The organism is Anaerocolumna sp. (assembly GCF_032079385.1).
Lineage (GTDB): Bacteria > Bacillota > Clostridia > Lachnospirales > Lachnospiraceae > Anaerocolumna.
On record NZ_DAMAUC010000004.1, the window covers coordinates 227,682 to 250,270 of the forward strand.

The 22,589-nt window shown below is 35.3% G+C and carries 23 protein-coding genes and 1 riboswitch; of the genes, 20 read left to right on the top strand and 3 right to left on the bottom strand.

Annotated features, from left to right (window positions below; translation table 11 throughout):
* Window position 1: 1 nt before the first annotated feature.
* Window positions 2-2,380: an endonuclease MutS2 gene (locus RT261_RS05570; RefSeq protein ID WP_313130429.1), complete on the bottom strand. Its 2,379-nt coding sequence runs from the start codon at window positions 2,378-2,380 to the stop codon at window positions 2-4.
* Window positions 2,381-2,586: 206 nt separating this feature from the next.
* On the opposite strand from RT261_RS05570, the gene RT261_RS05575 reads away from it, so the two are divergent.
* The 18 genes from RT261_RS05575 (at window position 2,587) to RT261_RS05660 (ending at window position 17,508) form a co-directional block, all read left to right on the top strand.
* On the top strand, window positions 2,587-3,987 hold the full coding sequence (locus tag RT261_RS05575; RefSeq protein WP_313130433.1) for a S1C family serine protease: 1,401 nt from the start codon (window positions 2,587-2,589) through the stop codon (window positions 3,985-3,987).
* Between the two features lie 248 nt (window positions 3,988-4,235).
* Window positions 4,236-5,177, top strand: coding sequence for a 3'-5' exoribonuclease YhaM family protein (locus RT261_RS05580; RefSeq protein WP_313130435.1), 942 nt, complete (start codon window positions 4,236-4,238; stop codon window positions 5,175-5,177).
* A gap of 236 nt (window positions 5,178-5,413) precedes the next feature.
* Window positions 5,414-6,793 (top strand): 23S rRNA (uracil(1939)-C(5))-methyltransferase RlmD, encoded by a 1,380-nt coding sequence (gene rlmD / locus RT261_RS05585; RefSeq protein ID WP_313130437.1) that lies wholly within the window; start codon window positions 5,414-5,416, stop codon window positions 6,791-6,793.
* A gap of 264 nt (window positions 6,794-7,057) precedes the next feature.
* A complete protein-coding gene (locus RT261_RS05590; protein ID WP_313130440.1) occupies window positions 7,058-7,489 on the top strand; it encodes a histidine kinase dimerization/phospho-acceptor domain-containing protein in 432 nt (143 codons plus the stop codon).
* Between the two features lie 40 nt (window positions 7,490-7,529).
* Window positions 7,530-7,910 carry an ATP-binding protein gene (locus RT261_RS05595; protein ID WP_313130442.1) on the top strand — a complete coding sequence of 127 codons (381 nt, stop codon included), beginning with the start codon at window positions 7,530-7,532 and terminating at the stop codon, window positions 7,908-7,910.
* 175 nt (window positions 7,911-8,085) lie between these two features.
* Window positions 8,086-8,889: an alpha/beta fold hydrolase gene (locus tag RT261_RS05600; protein ID WP_313130444.1), complete on the top strand. Its 804-nt coding sequence runs from the start codon at window positions 8,086-8,088 to the stop codon at window positions 8,887-8,889.
* Between the two features lie 260 nt (window positions 8,890-9,149).
* Window positions 9,150-9,431 (top strand): helix-turn-helix domain-containing protein, encoded by a 282-nt coding sequence (locus RT261_RS20900; RefSeq protein ID WP_331665416.1) that lies wholly within the window; start codon window positions 9,150-9,152, stop codon window positions 9,429-9,431.
* Window positions 9,432-9,599: 168 nt separating this feature from the next.
* Window positions 9,600-9,791, top strand: coding sequence for a hypothetical protein (locus tag RT261_RS05610; protein WP_313130445.1), 192 nt, complete (start codon window positions 9,600-9,602; stop codon window positions 9,789-9,791).
* A 144-nt stretch (window positions 9,792-9,935) separates the two neighbouring features.
* A complete protein-coding gene (locus RT261_RS05615; RefSeq protein WP_313130446.1) occupies window positions 9,936-10,103 on the top strand; it encodes a hypothetical protein in 168 nt (55 codons plus the stop codon).
* Window positions 10,093-10,440 (top strand): type II toxin-antitoxin system RelE/ParE family toxin, encoded by a 348-nt coding sequence (locus tag RT261_RS05620; protein WP_313130447.1) that lies wholly within the window; start codon window positions 10,093-10,095, stop codon window positions 10,438-10,440. The genes RT261_RS05615 and RT261_RS05620 overlap by 11 nt, the downstream gene beginning before the upstream one ends.
* A 211-nt stretch (window positions 10,441-10,651) precedes the next feature.
* Window positions 10,652-11,494 carry a hypothetical protein gene (locus RT261_RS05625; protein ID WP_313130449.1) on the top strand — a complete coding sequence of 281 codons (843 nt, stop codon included), beginning with the start codon at window positions 10,652-10,654 and terminating at the stop codon, window positions 11,492-11,494.
* 269 nt (window positions 11,495-11,763) lie between these two features.
* Window positions 11,764-12,204, top strand: a complete 441-nt coding sequence (locus RT261_RS05630) for a MarR family winged helix-turn-helix transcriptional regulator (RefSeq protein ID WP_313130452.1) — start codon at window positions 11,764-11,766, stop codon at window positions 12,202-12,204.
* Window positions 12,182-13,021, top strand: coding sequence for a pirin family protein (locus tag RT261_RS05635; RefSeq protein WP_313130454.1), 840 nt, complete (start codon window positions 12,182-12,184; stop codon window positions 13,019-13,021). The genes RT261_RS05630 and RT261_RS05635 overlap by 23 nt, the downstream gene beginning before the upstream one ends.
* Window positions 13,022-13,071: 50 nt before the next feature.
* A complete protein-coding gene (locus tag RT261_RS05640) occupies window positions 13,072-13,644 on the top strand; it encodes a nitroreductase family protein (RefSeq protein WP_313130457.1) in 573 nt (190 codons plus the stop codon).
* A gap of 397 nt (window positions 13,645-14,041) precedes the next feature.
* Window positions 14,042-14,251, top strand: a complete 210-nt coding sequence (locus RT261_RS05645) for a hypothetical protein (protein WP_313130458.1) — start codon at window positions 14,042-14,044, stop codon at window positions 14,249-14,251.
* Entirely contained in the window at window positions 14,248-14,589 is a 342-nt protein-coding gene (locus tag RT261_RS05650; RefSeq protein ID WP_313130460.1) for an arsenate reductase family protein, read from the top strand. Before RT261_RS05645 ends, RT261_RS05650 begins: the two co-directional genes overlap by 4 nt.
* 144 nt (window positions 14,590-14,733) lie before the next feature.
* Complete coding sequence (locus RT261_RS05655; protein ID WP_313130463.1) at window positions 14,734-14,940, top strand: hypothetical protein; 207 nt, start codon at window positions 14,734-14,736, stop codon at window positions 14,938-14,940.
* Window positions 14,941-15,198: 258 nt separating this feature from the next.
* Window positions 15,199-17,508: a hypothetical protein gene (locus tag RT261_RS05660; RefSeq protein WP_313130467.1), complete on the top strand. Its 2,310-nt coding sequence runs from the start codon at window positions 15,199-15,201 to the stop codon at window positions 17,506-17,508.
* 774 nt (window positions 17,509-18,282) lie between these two features.
* On the opposite strand, the gene RT261_RS05665 is transcribed toward RT261_RS05660, so the two are convergent.
* A complete protein-coding gene (locus RT261_RS05665) occupies window positions 18,283-19,011 on the bottom strand; it encodes a GAP family protein (protein ID WP_313130471.1) in 729 nt (242 codons plus the stop codon).
* 51 nt (window positions 19,012-19,062) lie between these two features.
* Window positions 19,063-19,165, bottom strand: a riboswitch (guanidine-I (ykkC/yxkD leader).
* Window positions 19,166-19,430: 265 nt separating this feature from the next.
* Window positions 19,431-20,189 (bottom strand): MurR/RpiR family transcriptional regulator, encoded by a 759-nt coding sequence (locus RT261_RS05670; RefSeq protein ID WP_313130473.1) that lies wholly within the window; start codon window positions 20,187-20,189, stop codon window positions 19,431-19,433.
* 214 nt (window positions 20,190-20,403) lie between these two features.
* Here RT261_RS05670 and RT261_RS05675 point away from each other — a divergent pair, with 214 nt between their 5' ends.
* Both RT261_RS05675 and RT261_RS05680 read left to right on the top strand, forming a co-directional pair.
* Window positions 20,404-21,747, top strand: a complete 1,344-nt coding sequence (locus tag RT261_RS05675; RefSeq protein WP_313130477.1) for a PTS sugar transporter subunit IIC — start codon at window positions 20,404-20,406, stop codon at window positions 21,745-21,747.
* A partial coding sequence (locus RT261_RS05680) for a GNAT family N-acetyltransferase (protein WP_313130480.1) occupies window positions 21,747-22,589 on the top strand: 843 nt, incomplete at its 3' end. The genes RT261_RS05675 and RT261_RS05680, both read left to right, overlap by 1 nt.

Below are 22,589 nucleotides of genomic sequence, written 5' to 3' on the forward strand. Positions count from 1 at the left end.
GTTACTTAAATTCTACTACGGTAACACCTTGTCCGCCTTCTCCAAAGTCTCCTAAGCGATAGGACTTTACATATTTGGCTTTCTTAAGGAAAGTGTGAACTGCATTCTTAAGAGCACCTGTGCCTCTGCCATGAATAACGGTTACCTTTGGAAGATGGGATAAATAAGCATCATCTAAGTATTTATCCAATTCAGGAAGCGCTTCATCTACGGTTTTACCAATTAGATTCAGCTCCGGACTGATAGAAGCAGTTTTAGACATTTTAATCTTACCGCTTCCAGTACGGTTTAATGTAGGTCCGGTGATAACCGGCTCATCAATTAGTTCCAGGTCTTTTATATTTACTTGGGATCTTAATATTCCCATTTGAACGAATAAATCTCCTTTGGCATTCGGCAGGCTGTTTACCGTTCCTTTTAAACCTAAACTCAGCACATTTACTGCATCCCCTAATCTAAAGTCTTTTGGTTTTAATGCCTTACGCTGTTTTGGTTTATTCCCGATGGAAAGTTTAGACTCCGTTTCCGATAATCTTTCTCTTAAAGCGCCACGCTCATTTTCCATATCTTTATTGATGCCGCCTTCTGCATTCCATTTATTAAAGTTCTTAATGGAACGGTCTGCAAAGTCTTTGGCTTCTTGAAGTAATTTTCTGGCTTCTTCATTGGCCTGCTCTAATATTTTTTCTTTTGCTTTATCTATTTTCTCATTCTTTTGAGTCAATCGATTACGAAGCTGTTCTACTTCCTGTCTTAGAGCCGTGATTTCCTCTCTCTCGTTTTCCATAGTGATTCTACTTTGCTCTAAATCACTGATTAAATCTTCAAAACTCTTATCCTGTTTGCCAATTAAGTTACTGGCATCTTCAATGATATAATCCGGTAATCCCAGTTTGGAGGAGATGGCAAAGGCATTACTTTTACCGGGGATTCCAATCAGAAGACGATAAGTTGGCCTTAAAGTCTCCACATCGAATTCACAGCAGGCATTACTAACCCCTTCCGTAGACAGAGCATATACTTTTAATTCACTGTAATGGGTAGTTGCCATAGTAGTTACTTTTCTCTTATGAAGATTGGACAAGATAGCCATAGCAAGAGCGGCACCTTCGGTTGGATCGGTTCCTGCCCCTAATTCATCAAATAATACAAGAGATTTGTAATTGGCATGTTCCAGTATGGATACTGTATTGGTCATATGGGAGGAAAAAGTACTTAAACTTTGTTCAATACTCTGTTCATCCCCGATATCCGCATAAACTTCCTCAAATACTGCCAGCTGTGAACCATCAAAAGCGGGTATATGAAGTCCTGACTGACCCATTAAGGTAAATAAGCCTACTGTTTTTAAGGATACGGTTTTACCGCCAGTATTTGGCCCTGTTATTACCAGGAGGCTGAATTCTTTTCCTAAATGAATATCAATGGGTACCACTTTCTTAGTATCTATGAGAGGGTGCCTTCCCTTTTTTATATTAATGATTCCTTTTTCATTGAATTTTGGCTCACTGCCCTTCATCTGCTTGGACAAATTGGCCCTGGCAAAGATAAAATCTAATTGAGCCATAGTAGTAACATTGTTATAAAGCTTTTCAATCTCCATACCTGCCAAATTACTTAAATCAGCCAGTATTTTTTCGATTTCTTCCTGCTCTTTAATTGCCAGCTCTTTTAAATCATTATTTAATTTAACAACAGCCATTGGTTCAACGAATAAAGTGGAACCGGAGGAGGACTGATCATGTATCATTCCAGGGAATTGACCGCGGTATTCTTGTTTAATGGGAATACAGTACCTTCCGTTTCGCATGGTTATAATATTCTCTTGAAGCATAGTTCTTGAATTGGACGAACTAACGATAGAATTTAACTGTTCATGGATCTTGTCATTGGCTATTTTCATGGAACGACGGATTCCCTTTAAAGTGGGACTTGCGTCATCGGCTATTTCCTCTTCACTGATGATACAACGTTTGATTTCGTTGTTTAAAGGGCTCAATGGTTCCAGAGAGGTAAACATCTCGTCTAAAGAATCCTGGCTGCTTTCTTCAGTATCTCTGCATCCATAGGATTTCACCCTAAGGGTCGCATCTAAGAGTGAACTCATATGCAGCAATTCTCCTGCTCCTAAGGTAGAACCAATCTCCAGGCGCTTTAAGGAAGAACGGATATCGTGTAGTCCATAAAAGCCAAGACTGCCTTTCTTAAAGATACGAGACAAGGCATCACTGGTTTCCTTTTGTTTGAGAGTAATCTCTGTTAAACTGTCACAGGGGAGAAGAGCGGTACATAAGTCCTTGCCCATTCTGGAACCTGCAAGTTCTGTTAATTTATCTATAATCTTATTATATTCTAAGGTCTTTAATACTTTGGAATTCATAGAATCCTCCTTCATTTACAAACTATATTGCCAAAATGCAGAGTATTTGATATGATGTCATTACCTATTTTACCTTATTTCACACAAAATTAAAACTATATTTTCAAAAGTAGCCATAAACCTTCCTTATGTTTACAAAACATTCATATATTGTTCATAAGTCGGTGATAAAATAACCTTATGGATTGTCCTAAAGGAGAAATGAAATGTCAGAAGATTATAATAATAAGGATAATAAGTTTTCTTTTATTCAAGAACAGATCACATCCAAAAAGAAAAGCAGATGGAAGAGGATGATGCTTTCTTTAGGCTGGACTATAGTATTAGGATGTATATTTGGTGTTATAGCAGGTGTGGCATTTTGTATTTCTGTTCCTAAGTTAAATAAGTTTCTGAATGTGGATAAAGATAAAAAAACAGTAGAGTTTCCAACTATGTCACCGGAAGATGAGAATAAAACTAATACTGATCCTGGTTCGACAGAGAACAACAAGGATAATACAGCAGGTGATAATGGACAAGATCCGAGCAGTGAAAGTTCCCCAGGGGAACAGAATGTCAATGAGCAGGGAACCAAAGGGGAACAGGTACATACTCCGGATACGGTGGTTATTGAGAATTCCATCCCCGCAAATATAGATGATTATTCTAATATATATGCAGAATTAAGATCTGTTGCCAATCTTGCCAACCGCTCTATGGTGACTGTAACAAGTGTCAGCAAAGGAGTAGACTGGTTTAATAATGAATATGAAGTTAAAAAAGTGATCAATGGTGTAATTGTAGCTGATAATGGTGCTGAGCTGGTTATTTTAATTAGTTTGGACAAGATTAAGGAAGCTAACAGCATTCGGGTTACGTTCTTTAATTCCGTTGAGGCAGAAGGAATTCTGCAAGGTTACGATTCTGATCTTAATATGGCAGCCATTGCAGTAAAATTAAAAGATATCCCGGAACAACACCGAAAAGATATCAAGCCTTTACCGTTAGGCGAGTCCTTTGCCCTTGTGATAGGAAGTCCGATTATTGCATTAGGCAGCCCCAATGGCTATGTAGGTTCTATGGAGTATGGATTCATTACCAGCAAAGGAAATAGTGCATATATTACCGATAATAAAATGGAATTATTTAATACAAATGTTAATGATAACAAAAATGGTGACGGAGTAATTATAAATTTAAAAGGTGAAGTAATCGGAATCATTACACAGGTTCTAAAGGATGAAGTCAACGAGGATGTAAATACCGTTATAGGAATCTCCGGTATAAAAAAGATTATTAAAAGCCTTGTGAATAATCAAAACCGTGTTTATTTTGGAATAAAAGGTATGGACATGACAGAGGATGCCTTAGAAAAAGCAGGTATTGTAAACGGAGTTTCTGTAACAGAAGTAGAACCGGAATCTCCGGCGTTAGAAGCCGGATTAAAGAGCGGTGATATTATACTTACAGTAAATGAAACACCTATTAGTTCCATGAATTCTTTCTATAATATCATTTCCTTATATGAACCGAAAACACCTGTTCATGTAACAATAAAACGCGGCACTAAGAATGCAGAAAAGGACTTAACCCTGGAAGTTGTATTGGAGAAAAAAGTTAACTAAGAAGAACTAAAAATGAAATTCCGATTTTTTAGAGATGATAATTAAAATCAGCATGAGAGTGCTATTATAGATACCACTGAAAGGTGCCAAATGTTGGGCTGGACATAAAATTATGTTCAACCAAGGGTGCTTTTCAGTGGTTTTTTTCTTTGAATTCCTTTTATTTCAGAAAAATAACCACTTTGATTCTATGTAATAATAGTGTACAATGTAAATATGTGAAATTAGAAAGGTTAGGTATTAACAGAATGAAATATATTAAGGATTTGCGTGAGGGAGATATGATATGCGAAACTTATCTCTGCAAGGAAAAAAGAAATCTAATGACAAAGGCAGGTAATGATTATTTTTCCTTGTCACTGCAAGACAAAAGCGGAAATCTTGACGGTAAAGTGTGGAAGCTTCATAATGGTATTGAACAATTTGAAGCTATGGAATATATCCATGTGGAAGGTAGAATTATTAGTTTTCAAGGTGCGCTTCAGCTAAATATTGAACGGGTTAGAAGGAGTCAGGAAGGGGAATATGATCCTGTAGATTTTGTACCTTCTACTACAAAGAATATTGAAGAAATGTACAGTGAAATATTAAAATATATCAGTAAATTACAGGAACCTCATTTGAGAAAACTTGCGGAAAGCTTTTTTGTGGCTGATACCGACTTTATTCATAGATTTAAGAAACATTCTGCTGCCAAAACTGTTCATCACGGTTTTATCGGCGGATTGTTAGAACATACTTTAAGCGTTGTCAAGCTATGTGATTATTTTGCCTGTCAGTACCCGATTATAAACAGGGATTTATTGATAACGGCTGCTATGTTTCATGATATTGGCAAGATGGAAGAACTGTCTTCTTTTCCGGAGAATGACTATACCGATGAAGGCCAATTGTTAGGACACATATTTATAGGAGCTGAGATTCTGGGAAATAGGATTCGGACTATTCCGGGTTTCCCAAAACATTTAGCAATGGAATTAAGACATTGTATACTATCTCATCACGGTGAATTGGAATACGGCTCACCAAAGAAGCCAGCTATTGCAGAGGCTTTTGCTCTTAATTTTGCAGATAATGCAGATGCTAAACTGCAGACCATGACGGAAATACTGCAAGGTGCAGATGAAAAATGTGACTGGATTGGATATAATCGCTTTTTTGAGTCCAATATAAGAAGAACAACGATATAATTTAGAGAAATTAGACTGACTTAATAGATGTATAGAAGTTTGCATGGATATAAGAAATGTTTTTGACTGAATCATGCCCGAAGTTCAACTAAGCGGATGAATTGGGAACTCCAGGAATAAGCAGTTATTTCATTGTGTTCAATGGAAAAGTAATTGTAAAATATAATTCTTGGGGATATCTTAAAATCTTCTGTGAGAAAATATATAAAAAATTAAAAGAATTTATGGAGACATAGATGATAGTGAATAAGAATGATGAAGTAATAATAGATATTGAAGATATTGGTTCAGATGGAGAAGGAATTGGAAAATATCAGGGTTACACTATCTTTGTAAAGAATGCTCTTGTGGGAGACAGGATTAAAACAAAGCTAATGAAGACAAAAAAGTCCTACGGATATGGAAGACTGATAGAAATCATAGAACCATCTCCCTACCGGGTAACCCCCAAATGTCCCATCGCAGATAAATGCGGTGGCTGCAGCATACAGCATCTGGATTATAAGAGGCAGCTGGAATATAAACAGAATAAAGTAAAGAACTGCCTGGAGAGAATTGGTGGCTTTCCTGTAGAAACATTCAGCCAGGAAAATATAATGGAACCGATTATAGGAATGGAGGAACCTTTTTATTATCGAAATAAGGCCCAGTTTCCAGTAGGTATCAATAAAGATGGAAAAGTGGTTATTGGCTTTTATGCTGGAAGGACTCATTCAATTATAGATACCAGCCATTGCTATATTCAGGCACCCGTGAATGAGGAGATTTTACAAAGGGTTCGTCATTTTTTAGAAGAATATCATATTAGTATTTATAACGAAGAAAAACATGAAGGCTTAGTGCGCCATATTCTGACCCGTGTAGGCTTTACCACAGGGGAAATCATGGTATGCTTAATTATTAACGGTAAGGAACTTCCCCATAAGGAGCAGCTTATTGAAAGTCTTTGTCAGATACCTCATATGACAAGTATAAGCCTTAATATTAATAGAGAAAAAACCAATATAATATTAGGTGATACAATAAAAACTCTTTGGGGCAAGCCATATATTACAGATTATATTGGAGATATTAAGTATCAAATATCACCTTTGTCTTTTTATCAGGTAAATCCTATTCAGACAAGAGTTTTATACGAAACAGCCCTGGAATACGCCGGTCTTAGCGGAGAAGAAACGGTATGGGATCTTTACTGCGGAATTGGAACCATATCCTTATTCTTAGCTCAGAAAGCAAAACAAGTATATGGTGTTGAGATTGTTCCTCAGGCAATTGAGGATGCCAGAAAAAATGCAGAGATAAATCACATCACCAATGCAGAATTCTTTGTAGGGGCAGCAGAAGAGATACTTCCTAAGAAATATAAAGAAGATTCCGTCTATGCAGATGTTATCGTAGTTGATCCCCCAAGAAAAGGCTGTGAGGAAAGCCTGCTGGATACCATTCTGGCTATGGCACCTAAAAAAATTGTCTATGTATCCTGTGATCCGGCAACTTTGGCTAGGGATTTAAAGTATTTGTGTGATGAAGAGTATCAAATATCTAAAATTCAGGTGGTGGATCAATTTGGGCATAGTGTTCACGTTGAAGTTATTGTGAAGTTAGAAAAACAATAAAGTTCAGTAATATCAATAGTTTAAGCCATTGAGTGTTCAGATGACATTCAGTGGCTTTTGGTTGTGGGAATATTTATTCGAAAGTTGGCCAGAAAATTGAAGATGGCCAGTTTATGGATTCCCTTACATTGGTTTCTTAAAAAATTACCTAGACCCTCAGCAGGTTTCTGAAGCTTATAGGCATCATCTAAAGCTTTTATAGCCAATGTAGCATCTACATTAGTAGTAGGAATGGTTGTAATTTCAAGATGGTTTCAGAGAAAAATGAGAAAAGAACTGTTAATTTTAAAAAATGCAGCGCTACAAATAAAAGAGAAAAATTTAGGCTTTGAAATTCATTCTACAAAGGTATCTGATTTCAATGAGATACTTATGTCACTTGACGCACTGAAAAAGGAGTTGGCAGCTTCACTGACTTGTTGTTGGAAATTAGAAGAGGAAAGAAAAAGCCAGTTCAATGCACTGGTGCATGATATAAAAACTCCACTTACAATAATTAGTGGAAATGCGGAGCTACTTAGTGAATCCCATTTATTAAAAGAAGATGCAAAATTAAATCAAAACATTTTAGAGGAAGTTGATCAGATTCAATTTTATATTCAAACCTTGATTGAAATGAATCAGTCAGAAAAAGCAGTATCCATAGTAAAAAGAAAAAATAAATCTAAAAGATTTTTTACAGAACATTCAAAATGAATTAAGTGCACTATGCAATCCTAAAAAAATCATATTTCTTATGAATAAGATTAATCAGGAGAAAATGCCAGACTTTTTCTATATAGATGAGATGTCTTTAAAAAGAGCATTGAATAATATTATTTCGAATGCAGTTTTCTATTGTTCTGAGGAGAAGGTGATACGGTTTACAACCTACTGTCAATCAGAACAACTTTTCTTTGTTGTGGAAGATTCAGGAAGAGGGTTTAATAAAGAGGAACTTGTAAAAGCGACGCAAGAATTTTATCAGGGAGATAAGAGCAGAAGTGTAAAAAATCATTATGGAATGGGACTTTATATTGCAAACACTTTATTGAAAAAACAAGGAGGGCAATTGTTGCTTTCAAATTCAGAAGAACTAGGTGGAGCAAAAGTGACTTGCATAATTGCTCTTTACTAATGTCTTAAAATTGGTTGATAGGATGAAAGATAAATAATATACTATAGATGAACATTAGTAGTTTTATTTGACATATACATTAGTTATTGCCAATCATATAAACAGGAATTCACTAGACAGATTATTTATACAATATTGTATAAAACTAAGAATGGAGAAAGGAGGTATTTGGGGGTTGTTTAATGCAATAAACGGAAATATTAAAATAGGCGGTACCGATATGGATTACATCTCTTTTGGAAACGGTCAAAAAAATCTAATTATAATTCCTGGTTTGGGTGATGCATTAAGAACAGTTAAAGGTACGGCAACTGCCTTTGCTGTAATGTATAGGGAATTTACAAAAGACTATAAGGTGTATGTCTTCAGTAGAAAGAATCAGTTAGAGGAAGGTTATTCCACAAAAGACATGGCTAAAGATCAGGTAGAAGTAATGAAAAAGCTTGGAATTTCTAAAGCCTCTATAATGGGAGTTTCTCAAGGTGGAATGATTGCCCAATACATTGCTATTGACTACCCACAATTGATCGACAAGCTTGTTTTGGCTGTGACGGTATCTAGACAAAATGAAACAATGCACAGTGTTATTAGCAGTTGGGTAGCAATGGCTGAAGCAAATGACTATAAAGGCATAATCATTGATACAACTGAAAAATCATATAGTGATAAGAATATCAAAAAATACAGGCTACTATATCCTATTCTTAGTAGAATAGGCAAACCAAAAGATTTTAGTAGATTTATCATTCAAGCAAATGCCTGCATTCAGCATAATTCCTATAATGAACTAGATAGAATAAAGTGTGAAACTTTAGTAATAGGTGGTGACAGTGATAAAGTAGTAGGCAAAAACTCATCAGAGGAAATTGCTGAAAGAATACCTGCCAGCAAGTTAGTAATTTTTAAAGGACTTGGGCATATGGCGTATGAAGAAGCAAAGGCCTTTAATCATAAAGTTTTAAGTTTTTTAAATGCCTAGAAAACTATCGATAGCAAATAAAGTAGGATAATGAGTACAATTTAAGTTTTAGTTATGCCATAATATTTACAAATTACAATCTAAATTTATATTATGCGCATTAACACATAATTCATATAAACCCTTATAAATGAAATAAAAAACGTATGAGTCTCTTTGAGAATTCTAAAATCCGAATCATATATATCACATATATTTTGTATTATAACCACCCTTGACACTATATCGGAACACCGATATAAAGGATTTAGGTGATGAAAATGACAATACAACAGCTTTTACATGATATGCAAATGTCCCGATATCGTTTATCGAAAACTAGTGATATTCCTTGGGCAACACTCTCGGATATTTATACGGGGAAGACTCAACTTAATCGATGCAGTGCAGGAACGCTGTCTAAACTGTCCAAAGTACTTGGATTATCCATTGAAGAATTGTTGGAACTGGAGCCAGAGACAGAAAAAAGTACAGCCACAAGAAATCAAGATGAAAAAACGTACCTAGAAACCGGGCTGTCGAAAGCGTACAAAAAGCGATAAAGAACTATTTACAAGGTGAAAAGGAGCATGTACTATACCTTGACTGCCTGTGGGATGAACTATATGGAGCAATTAATGCCGACCTTTGGGCGGGCTTAATTACGGGGGAGCAAGCGGACTATCTGCGTGCAAAGTATCTTGGAACAGAGGGAAAGGAGGACTGTATTCATGATTGATTTTACATCATGCGAAATAAATAAATTTAGAGCTTATAGCGGTGCAAAAGGAGTTTTATACTATAATGATTTCAGAGCGGAAGGCAAAAATCATAGATTACAGTATGGGGCAACTAATGAAACTGGGCGCGCGGAAGCCAGAACGAGAGGAACCGGAAAGAGGTGGGTAGTAATACAAAAATAGCTATAGGAGGAGCCTCATATATTAAAGAAATCAAAGTAATATAGATGAAATTGTGAATTGTGAAAACTTAAGTAAAGCGGTGTATACTTTTCAAGAAAAATCGTATATAATATAGGCAAAGTAATACGAAAGGAGATGTGTTGAATGGAAGCTGCCGTAAAAAATAATTTTGATCAATTTGATGAAAAAACAGCAATGGAAACACTATTTTCTTATCTTGATAAAGGGATTGATGATATGGAATCGGGAAGATTGCATACTGTAGACGAAGCATTCCAAATTGTCAGAGATAAAATGAAAAATGAATTATAAGGTTCTTGTGACAGATGAAGCCATAGATGACATATTTAATTTTGTTAAGTATATCCACATAGATTTAGGGGATCCAGGTGCAGCCGAAAAACTATATGGTAATCTGAACAAAGAAGTAAGCAATACAGGAGTGTTTCCTTTGAAATTTTCAGATTCTGGTATTAAATATAGGGGCTACACCATACATAAAAAGGTTTTTGAGTCGTATTTGTTATTTTATATTATAGATAATGAAAAGCAAACGGTATATATTTTAAGAATATTGAAGGATCGCATGAATTGGAAAAGAATATTAAAAAACAATAAAACATATCATTTCACAAATTATAATAGATAGAGCTTCCGCAACGGAGGTTCTATTTGTTTATATAATAATGAAAGATGAGGAAAGTGTTGTATGATAGATTTTGATAATCCTAATACATTTCCGAATGAGAAATAACTGAGTTTAACGGCAGTATATAGTGGTCAAGAATATTAATGTACTCGTATGGGTATGAGAAAAAAGTAAATAAGAAAGATTATTATAATGTATGGAGAAGTTGAATATGGGTTTAGAATTTATAGGATTTCTTTTAACTTTAGTAATAGCAAGCTTTAGTATAAAATATATGCAAAAAATAAAAACAAATTCTAAAAAGCAATATATGGAGGAAATCTTAGCACATATTATTAAAAGTATTACATTATTGATACTTTATTATATAATACTTTGTGATGCGGGTTTAAATTATATTAATTTTTTTAAACTTTTTCCGAAAAATATAGTTGAAACGGGCTTACCTTTGGCGCTATCGATGCTTTTTATAGGCTTATTCTTAAAGAAAACATTTACTTTCTTATATGATAAATTACTTAAAAAAGAATGTGTGGGAGAAAAAGTTAATGAAAATTTAAATCAGAGAAGGTTAAAGGGGTATTTGAACAATCGAGAAGCTTTTATGGATTTAATACTTAATTCTTTTATGACAGCATTAATGGTAGCGATTATATATAGTGCAACTTTATCTTTTTATAGCAATATTAAAGAAGTAAGTCCATTTGTAATAAATCTAAAAAAGAATTATACTGAGTTTACCAATTTTACTATTACATTAAAGTGGTTTGCATTGCTACTAGGAAAGTTTGTTTGGTTTGATGGAAATTATGATTGGAAATATATAAAAAACATTATTTCTATTTCAATAAAGAATATTATATCGCTCGATAATATTATTTCTAATTTATTATTTATTGCTGGAATTATTAGTGGTATTTTTAAATTATCTATAGGTAAATATGTAGATAAAGTTGCAATAGGAATGCTTTTGGCTGCTATATTATTATTATTAATAGGTCTTACTATACTAATTTCGAATTATATGAGCAATAAAAAACGGTTGACCAAATAAGAGTAATTTAAACGATAATCTGGGTACTAAAGAAGTTGTCTTAGAAGAGGGCAACTACTCAGCAAAAAAACCTTTAATGGAGCATCTTAAATTAACAGTATTGTTGTAGATGCTTTATTTTTTTGTGTTTTTATATTCTTCTGGACTAAGTGCAGAATTTAACTTTTATTTAAAGTTTAAAAAAGGCCTTGACAAATACCTCTAATTAGAGTAAGTTATATCTAACTAGAGATATCAAGCATAATTAAATTATTTAAAAAGGTGAAATTATGAATAAGACAGAACTTAAAATATTTATAGGAATGAACAGAGCTTTAAACAAGATAAATAGAGCTACTAATAAAATTTATATAAAATATGGATTAACCAGTGGTCAGTTTGCTGTATTAGAAGCCCTTTATCATAAGGGAGATCTAACGATAGGAGAGGTTCAGGATAAAATATTAAGTACTAGTGGAACCATCCCTGTTATAGTGAAGAACTTGGAGAAGGAAGGTTTCTTAGAGAAAAGAAATGATCGGAACGACAAGAGAAGAGTCATACTCCATATTACACAAAAGGGTAGAGAACTTATGGATATTGTATATCCAGAAAATGAAGCAATTATCATTTCTATGATAAGTATCTGGAGCAAAGAAGAACAGGAACAAATATTAAATTATATGAAAATATTTGGAGGTATCAAAGATGGAAAGAAAAGTAAAGGATAAGATTAAAGGATTTAAAACTACAGATGGAGCAGGAGTTAGTTTAGTTAGAGTTTTGGGAAATACTACAGTTGAGACCTTCGATCCTATATTAATGCTAGACTCTTTTGAAAGCACAAATCCTGAAGAATATGTAGCAGGTTTTCCAATGCATCCTCATAGAGGAATAGAAACCATAAGTCTTGTAGTTAATGGAAATATGGTTCATAAAGATAGTCTAGGAAATGAAGATGGGATAACAGATGGAGAAGTACAATGGATGACAGCGGGGTCTGGAATATTACATGAAGAAAAGCTGCCTGCTTCTGATAAACTTCTTGGAGTTCAACTTTGGCTAAATATGCCCCAAAAATATAAAATGGCTCCACCAGAATATTATAGTATAAAGAAAGAAGAAATAAAAGAAATTCCTATTGATGGTGGAATTTTAAGACTTATAAGTGGAGAATATAAAGAACATAAAGGTTTCACAGGGAAATATTTACCCCTAGATTATTATCATATAATGCTAGATGCAAATAATAAATTTACTATTGAAACGGATGCAGATAAATCAGTAATGGTATTTTTATTATCCGGTGATGCTAAGGTAGCAGGCGAAACCATAAGTGAGAAGACAGCAGTTAAGTTAACCAATGGAAGTTCACTGGATATAGAGTCTCTTCAAGATGATATACAGATTTTATTTATAAGTTCAGAGAAATTAGAGGAACCGGTATATTGGGGCGGACCTATAGTAATGAATAGTAAAGAAGAACTAGATTTAGCATTTAGGGAATTAAGAAATGGAAGCTTTTTAAAGGAAAAAGTTGAGTATTAAGATAATAATAAAGAATAAAATAAATTTATGATTATGGAGGAAAAAGAATTATGAAAATTTTAGAATCATTAAAAGAAAGAAGATCATATTACGATATTAATAAAAACTTACCAGTAGAGGAAGCAAAGGTATTTGATTTAGTAGAGAAAGCTACAGAATTAGTTCCCGATGCTTTTAATATGAAAAGTTCAAGAGTTGTAGTTGTAACAGGAGAAAAGCAGAATCAATTGTGGGATAATATTTATGATGTATTCGAAGGTATGGTTCCAAGAGAAAAAATTGATAGCTTTAAAAATGGTTATGGAACAATACTTTATTTCTACGATGAGGATGTTGTCAAAAACCTTCAAAGCCAATTTGCATTATATGCAGATAGATTTCCAGGTTGGGCTATTCAATCATCTGGAATGCTGCAATTAAGTATCTGGAGTGGATTAAGAGAGTTAGGAATAGGTGCTTCACTTCAACATTATAATCCAATTATAGATAAGATGGTTAGAGAACTGTTTGAGCTACCAGAGAACTATATTTTAAATGCGCAAATGCCTTTTGGTGGAATTGGATCTCATCCAGCTGAGAAAGAAAAAGAAGATATTTCAAATAGAGTTAAAATAGTAAAATAAATATATCCTATGCAAAAGTAGAAATGGAAAAGAACCAGGTATATTATGATATTATATATAAATAATAGCAGAGGTATTGAAATAAGGATATATAATTTGTTTTGAAAAAGAGGCATCATCTATATAAAATCTATATTCAATATATAATATACAGTTATTTTAGGAAATAGTCCGTAGTAATTTATTATGGGCTATTTTCATTTGAATATTTTTATATTTATAGCAACGTTTATAATTGGCAACTGATCTGAAGATATCCGATACAGAGGGATTTAGGCTTATGATATGACTATCCCATTAGATGGTCTATATGATATAATGGTTGAGTTAGAAGAAAAACTTTGATACTAAGAAGAATATGAAAAAGCTACTTAAGATTTAATGTGGAAGTTTTACTATGTTTTGCGATTATAAAGTTAAAGTTAATTTTATGATATTCTTTATGCAAAGAAGAAAATTACTGGATGTCATAGAGTTTCTGCGCATCAGCAATTTAAATGTTCTGGGCAAGGGGGAAATAATACCTGCTGAGCCGATGCAGAATGATATGAGAATAACGATGCATATGGTCATCCCAGCAAGAATTGAAGATCAGGAGGGATTATGAATATACAGATTTTTGGCACAAACAAGTGCTTTGACACGAAGAAGGCCATGCGATATTTTAAAGAGCGAAACATCAAGTATCAGTTCATTGATATGAAGGAAAAAGCCATGAGCAAGGGTGAGTATAACAGCGTAAAGCAAGCTGTGGGGGGTCTTGATAAGATGCTGGATGAAAACTGTAAGGACAAGGATGCCTGGGCACTTATCAAGTATATTGCTGCTGAAGATAAAGATGAGAAGCTATTGGAAAATCAGAAGTTGCTAAAGACACCAATTGTCAGAAATGGAAAGCAGGCAACGGTTGGATTCCAGCCAGATTTATGGAAGGAATGGAAGTAAGATATGGGAACGAGTAGTTATTAAGAATCCTATATTTTACTGTTTACAAATGCAACAGATAATGCATGATATAAAAGTATTGTCCGTAAAAGCTCGCCCTGCGGTATTTGCGTGAAAAATACCATATATAAGGAGATATTAAATATGCGAAAACAAATTAGTTTTATTATTCTTATCGCCATGCTGGCACTGTCATCATGTGGGAAAAATGGCGATACAGCGGACCTCACTTCGACTACGGAACCAACAGAAGCACCGGTTTTAGAGCCAACCAATATACCGGCGCCCGAACCAACTAAAACACCGGAGGTCAAAACGGTTACTATAAAAGGCGGAAAAACTTCCGATTGAGCCTTCGCGGCGTGTGCCTTGTTCAAACGCAACCTATCCTAGTGATTTGTTTGTTGGACTGGCACTGGAAGTTTTTTTATTATAAATAAAAAGCTGAGGTAGTAAATTGTTTTTTCACTCAAGGGAATGTAGCTGCTTATGTGGGGGTATCCAATGCAGCAGTGTCTAAAGGGCATAATTGAGGAAGTGTTTCTAAGATTCGGACTTATTTGCAGAAGTATTCAGGCTAGACAAAACCAAAAAGAAAGAAGGTATTCTATGTCAGAAAATCAAAATAAAAGAAAGAATTTTGTGCCGGAGCCGGCGTTGCAAGAAAAGAAAAAGAGAAAATTCAAATTATCTCGTATTGCTAATTTTCCGAAACATCCGGCACGGCTTTCTCCTGGATGGAAAGGAGCATCCCTTGCATTAGGAATTATAGCTTTGTTGTTATATTTCGTGCAAGGGTATAACATAATCGGATCACATGGAACAGTACCTTACCTCGTTGGAATCGCTATATTTCTGCTGGTTATGATGCTGCTGGCTGGTGTAATAGCCCTGCTGCTTCATTGGACGAAGAAAATACCCACCCGCTACATATGGCTTGCTCTTACTTCTCTCTGTATCCTGATTATCTGCTTTATTGGTCCTTTGCCGTTAATGTTTATTATTTCTATATTCACCATCGTATCCTTCTCCTTACTGGGGATGTTAATTTTTCGCTGGATAACCGGTCAATATAGCAAGGCAAGCAAAGTGTCCAGAATAATGTCCGGTATAACGGCAGGCTTGGCCTTAATCTGCATTTTTTTAGGGGGTATTTGGCTGTTTGGCAATGGCAATGGTGAATTGCCAAAACCTTACCGGCTACAGGTCATGAAGGCGGTCGACGGTTATCTGACTGCGATGGCTAATCCAGCAGAACCGGGTTCTTATCAAGTCAAGACATTGACATACGGAAGTGCCAACAGCTATCGAAAGGAATTCAATGCCGAGAATTCACTGATCACGAAGTCAGTGGACGGATCGTCCTTTGTGAAAAATTGGTCCTCCATCCGCACAAATACATTTGGATTCGGGCCAGATCAGATGGCGCTTAATGGGCTGATTTGGTATCCCCATGGAAAGGGTCCATTTCCTTTAGTGATTGCTGTTCACGGCAATCACCTGGCTACTGACTATTCAGACCCTGGATATGCTTATTTAGGCAATTTGCTTGCCAGCAAAGGTTATATTTTTGTCTCTATTGATGAGAACTTCTTGAATACTTCACCCTATGATGACTTGTTAATGCTGAAAGTACTAAAAAATGAAAATTCAGCTCGAGGCTGGCTTATGCTGGAGCATTTAAAGGTATGGGAGGAATGGAACAGTACAAGGGACAATCCGTTCTTCAATAAAGTGGATATGAACCGGATATCGTTGATTGGTCATTCCCGTGGTGGTGAGGCGGTGACAGTAGCTGCAGCATACAACAAGCTGTCTGCATCTCCAGAGGATGGCAATATAAAATTTGACTATAACTTTGGCATTCGATCCATTGTTTCTATTGCCGGCACGGATGGCCAATACAAGCCTGCTGATCAGCCTACCCAGTTGAATGATATCAGCTATCTGACCATTCATGGCTCCCACGATATGGATGTCAGTTCCTTTGACAGCGAAAGCCAATACAGTCGAATCAGCTTTACAGACAAAAGTCCTCACTTCAAAGCATCGGTCTATGTGTATGGTGCCAACCACGGACAGTTTAATACGGAATGGGGCAGAGGAGACAGCATTGGTCTTGCCAACAAGCTCTATAATACAGCTCAGCTTTTGCCCCAAGAGGAACAATTGCAAGTAGCGAAGGTGCTCATCTCTTCCTTTCTGGAAGCCACTTTGCATGAACAAGCTCAATACAGAAGCATATTCCAGGACATTGGTTACGCCAGAGAGTGGCTTCCAGACACGATGTACATCGGAAATTATTGGGATAGCAACACAACGCTGATCACAAACTTTGATGAGGATATTGATTTGTCTACCACCACAATAAGTGGTGGGCGCTTGGTTGGAAATGCATTGAAGGAATGGACGGAAGAAAAGGTCAAGATGAAATATGCCGATGGATTGTACAGTGCCGCCCGGCTTGAATGGGATCGTACAACCGCTGGAGAGCTTCCCAGTTATACGATTGTTTTACCTGACACTGGTATTGCCGCAAATCCAAGGAGCTCTATTGTTTTTTCAATGGCTGACCGGGAGAAGAAGAAATCAGGCATACAGGAAGGGATCGTCGATTTAACTGTTCAGGTAGCGGATAAGAACGGCAATACGGCATCCCTGGCTTTAAGCAGTGTAGCTGGCTTATTGCCTATGTTAAAGGGAAATATTGTTAAGTGGCCGTTTTCATCACTACTGCCTGCAAGGGAGCCTATATTCCAAAACTTTACTTTCCCGCTTGCCGATTTCAAAACAGTCAATCCATCTTTCCAGCCTGAGCAGATTAGCCAAATCAGCTTCATTTTCGATAAGACAGATAAAGGTTCGATTTATTTGGGGGATGTTGGTATTCGCAAAGATGCAGTTATTAGCGGCTCATAAAGATATAGTAGTCTTCATGAACGATTCGATAGAAGAGAAGTATTGGGCAGCAATAATGAAAAAATCCTTTAAAGCCATCTTCTGCTGCCTTTAAAGGATTTTTTCATTAAACGATTAACAGTGGGGGAATTGAGAGACACTGGGTGGTTTTTTGTAATATAAGCAGGTAATTTGTGGAATTACATGGGGATTAGCACATGCATTTACCCAAAATAGTATATTGGTTGGATTAGAAGTAATGGTATTGGGTTTTTTATTAGGTGCCACTTACTTATTAGTGAATAGAGATATCAAAAAAACATATATAATATTATTTATTATGTTTGCACTATAGTTTAGGTCAATTTACAAGAAACTAAACGCAGAACCAGAAAGGGGCTGCTGACAACAAAAGGGCTGTATGTTCCCTCAATGGGAATATGCAGCCTGTTTTGTTGACGGGAATTCCCAAGTGCCTCGCCCCTTAGCACACGACTTCCCGAAACAAAGTGTAGTGTGTGATACCTTTAGTTACCGTTGCCGCTTAAAATGCTTATACTATTCGTCTGTTCTTTTCGTGGTATATCACAATGGGTATAATTGAGACAAAAACAATTACAGCATTAGCGGTAATGATTCCCACCCAAGTTATCTGCCGACAGGACTTTTCGAAAGTTCGGATTTTATAAGTAGGTAACAAGGCTTGGAATAAGCAGGCCTTACTTCAGTTCGTAAGCATGAAATATGGACAGCCTGCAATAAGCCACTTATACCATGGGTTTTAGTACTAATCGATTATTTTAATAAAAGTGACACAGAATGATAGACCATCAAGCAGCCAATAAGGCCAACGGCAGTAGGCGCGATTATATTTGACCATTTGGTAATCTTTGCTTTTATAATCGTATAAAGACGATCAAACTTATCTTGGGATTTGATATAAACAAAGTATAAAATCAACAATGGTGATGTGTAGATGGTATTATAAACAACAAGTATGAATGCCACTTGTATAAATGAAAGTTGGTAATTAAAGAGGACGGCCAAAAACGCAAAATATGGCAAGGCAGTTGTCAATTCTGAAATAGTTGCGCATATACCTAATGCCAGTAAGGCCGTTGGAGATACAGATTTTATTTTACCTGCGGTTTCTGTTTCATCATTTTTCTTGTTATCACCAGAATTCAAGGATAAAATTTGGCTTTTAAGTGATTCAATCTTAGTATTATGAATCAAATGAAAAAGGGCAATAAGAAAAACAATGCCTAGTATCAGTTCAAACGTATACAGCATTTGCCCATATTCATTCATAAGCTTGCCCAAAAAATCACTTACGAAGGTGATTAGGCCAAAGTATGCCAAAAATCCACCAATCAAGTTTGTAACCCCGGTTGGTATAATAAAAAACCAAATATGCTTTGGCTTTTTTACCATGCCCTGCAAGACAAATTGCTGTGTTATAGCAATTGGGTTAAGGCTGTCTGCAGCGCTTGTCAAAATTGTTGTAATTAGTAATCCTAACATTTTATTTCCTCCTTCATATGAACAAAAAATAAGCCTAGGAGTATTCAAATAAACTCCTAGGCTTTTATCCCACCGTGTACACAGTCTATAAGACTGTGCGTTTTCTCTTGGACCAGACTAATAATTCTATTACGGAACCCTAGAAAACTAAATTTTATATTTACTTTTTCCAAGTTAGAATAACAAGAAAGAGGATTAATGTCAATAGGTACTAAATTAAAAGAGTAAAGTAATAAAATACTAAATAATATTAAAATAAAATATTAAAAAATATTAAAAGGCTTTTTATAAAAATTTTCACAAAAGTTTTTACTGATAATAACACAGCCAGTAAGCCCCTATGAAATATTTGCTAGGGTTTTGTAAAATATTTGCCAGGGTCTTGTGGAATAGAAAATAATTTTATTAAAGTAATAAAGTTAAAGTAATTTTGATAATTTATTAATAATCAAATCGATAGTAATGAATATAATGGCCTGTGAGTCAAGGAACAGCTGGTTCTTGTCCAAATTAAGAGAAGGAATGGAAATAAAGCAATCATATTTATTGGAATACTTAGCCTTGCTATTTTGAGTAATGATTGCACAGGGAGTATCCCGGTCAAAAGAAGTCTTTGCGGCTGCTGTAATACAATCGGTTGTACCAGATACAGATATAAAAATATTAAAATCAGAAGTTGTAGAAAAAGAGGCTTTTTCACTAAAGATACCGCTATGAATTATTGCTTCGGAATCAATTCCCAAAGAAGCAAGGCGATATGTGAAATAAGTGGCAGACAGGCCGCTTTCATGAAGACCAAAAATTCGTATGCGGGAAGCATTACGAATATAATTACTAAAAGAAATAAGGCTGTCTTCATTTATATAGGCCGGAAGCTTTTGTATACAACTTATATAATTTTCAACAATATCCATATTAGATTTAATAACAGTTGGATTTTTAAATCTGCCAGATAGGAGATACTTAGAAACCTCGTATTTAAATTCAGAATATCCATTATAGCCTAATTTTTTGCAAAAACGCAGTAAGGCAGATTTTGACACGCCCGCTTTAGCAGCAACATCAACAATAGGGTAAGAGGATATATAGTCTGGATTATTCATAACAAATAATTTTATTTTCTCATCTGATTTTGTAAATTCTGATTCATGTAGATTAATTAATTCCATAGGGTTCATATAAATTTCTCCATATAATAACATAATGTTTAACTGTAAAAATTATATCATATCATACAGAAAAACAAAATGGTAAATTAACATCATATGTAAAAAACAAAATAATGAGAAATTTCTCAAAAGAAATGAGAAAAGTATTGAAAAGGAATATAACTTATTGTATAATGTGTAAAACAGAATAAAGAGAGAAGTTAGAAAGGGAAGGTATTCTATTATGGAAACTCAAGCAAGGAAAACGGTTTTGGAAAGAAGTACAGATTTTATTGAACAAAAGATAGCACCACCCCTGTTAAGACTGTCGCAGGTACGATATCTCGAAGCATTACAGAGGACTTTTATAACATTGATGCCGTATATGGTATTAGGTGCTACAGCAACCCTTATTTTAAATCTAAGCGGATTGTTCGCTGGAGAAACCGGATTAAATATGCCTGGTGTAGCAAAAGCTATTGATAGCGTGATTACTCCATGCAGACCATGGCTGCTTCAGATTGTTTTTGTCACAATTAATTTATTGGCATTGATTGCAGCTATGTTGAATGGTTACTTTCTTGGAGATTATTATAACAAGAAAGATTCCAATGTTACTGCGGTGGCATCGGCAGTTGTGGCTATGATTGCATTTCTTAGCTTTATTGATTTTTCACAACTTAGTGCAAATTTTGACTGGCCGGCATATATATTGGGTTCTCCGAGTTTATTTGGTGGATTACTAATTAGTATTTTTGCAGTAGAAATTTACAGACTTCTCATTGGAAGAAAAATTACCATTAAGATGCCGGAAGCAGTACCACCAATGATAGCATCGGCATTCACCAGTATGATTCCGGTATGTGCAGTTATTATATTGTGTACCTTGATTGGGCAGGGGTTGGGAGATTTTGACTTCCTAAGTATGTTAAATAAGGCTACGGCATATCTGGTAGTAGGTGGAAGCGGACCCATTGCACAGGGAATTGGTTTTGTTTTAGATAGAATCCTATGGTTTGTAGGATTACATGGGTCAAATATTGTTTCCTCTGTTATGCAGCCGGTTTGGACTACAATGATCACTGATAATATTAATGCCTTTGCGGCACATCAGGAAATACCATATATGTTTACTGAACAATGGATTAATTTTTATGTAAGATGTTCTGTATTTCCAATAGCACTTCTTTGTACTATGAGCAAGGTAAAACGTTTTAAAGTATTAGGAAAACTATCTCTTCCAGGAACTATTTTCAATATTGCAGAACCGGTTATGTATGGACTGCCAGTTGTACTAAACCCACTTATGTTTGTTCCCTGGGTACTTGGATTCGCTGTACTTTATGTGTTTAATGTAATCCTTGGCTTATTAGGAATCACTCCAGCTGTTGTTGCCATGACGGTATGGACAATGCCTGCTCCATTGGCATCTTTTATTGGCAGTGGGTTTAATATTATAGCACCAATTATCACGTTAATGAATATTGCGATTATCTTCTTCATGTTCCTGCCTTTTTTCAAGGTAATGGAAAAACAGGTTTTAAAAGAAGAAGAACAATACGAAGCAGAACAGGGTAGGAATAAATAATGGAAAAATACAAAATAGAATCATACAAACAGGAATATATGGAGCAGCTTATTGCAGGCTGGAATGAAACATTAATCTTTGATCCAATTAGTGAAGAAAGATTTTTGCAGCAGGTTTTAATGGATGAAAATTTTAATCCCAATCTTGCCCTTGTTTTATTGGTGGAGGATAAGGTTGCAGGATTTTGCCTTGGAATTAAAAGAAGGTATCCATATTTGACACGAGGTCTTGAGGAAAACAGAGGCTGGATCAGCATTATGTTTGTTGCAACCCAGTATCAAGGAAAAGGATATGGAAAAGCGCTGCTTAATGAAGTGGAAAAACGTCTTAAGAAAGAGCAGGTAAAAGAGATTACCTTATGCGCTTACAGTCCGAATTATTTTACCCCCGGAGTGGATTTGAAATATGAAAAAGCGTTGACTTTTTTTGAACAAAGTGGTTATGTAAAAGGAACAGATGCGGTAAGTATGCAAAAAAACCTATTTTCCTATAGTATACCGCCAGAAACTCAAGATATGATAGTGCAGTTAAAGGAAGAAGGAATCAGTTTCATTACATATTCATTATCCTATATGGAAAAATTATTGGAATTTGTTGAAGGAGAATTTGACGCCGGCTGGGTAAGAAATATTTTACAGGCCATTCGTAATGGAGAAGCAGAAGATACTATTTTAATTGCTACGGATAAGGAAAACCAAATAATTGGATATTGCATGCGAAAAATTGATGGTAATGATGCCAGATTTGGCCCTATTGGAGTAAAAGAATCCGTTCGCTCAAAAGGAATCGGAGGTATTTTATTTGATTTACAGATGAGGGAAATGCAGAAAAGAGGAATTTAT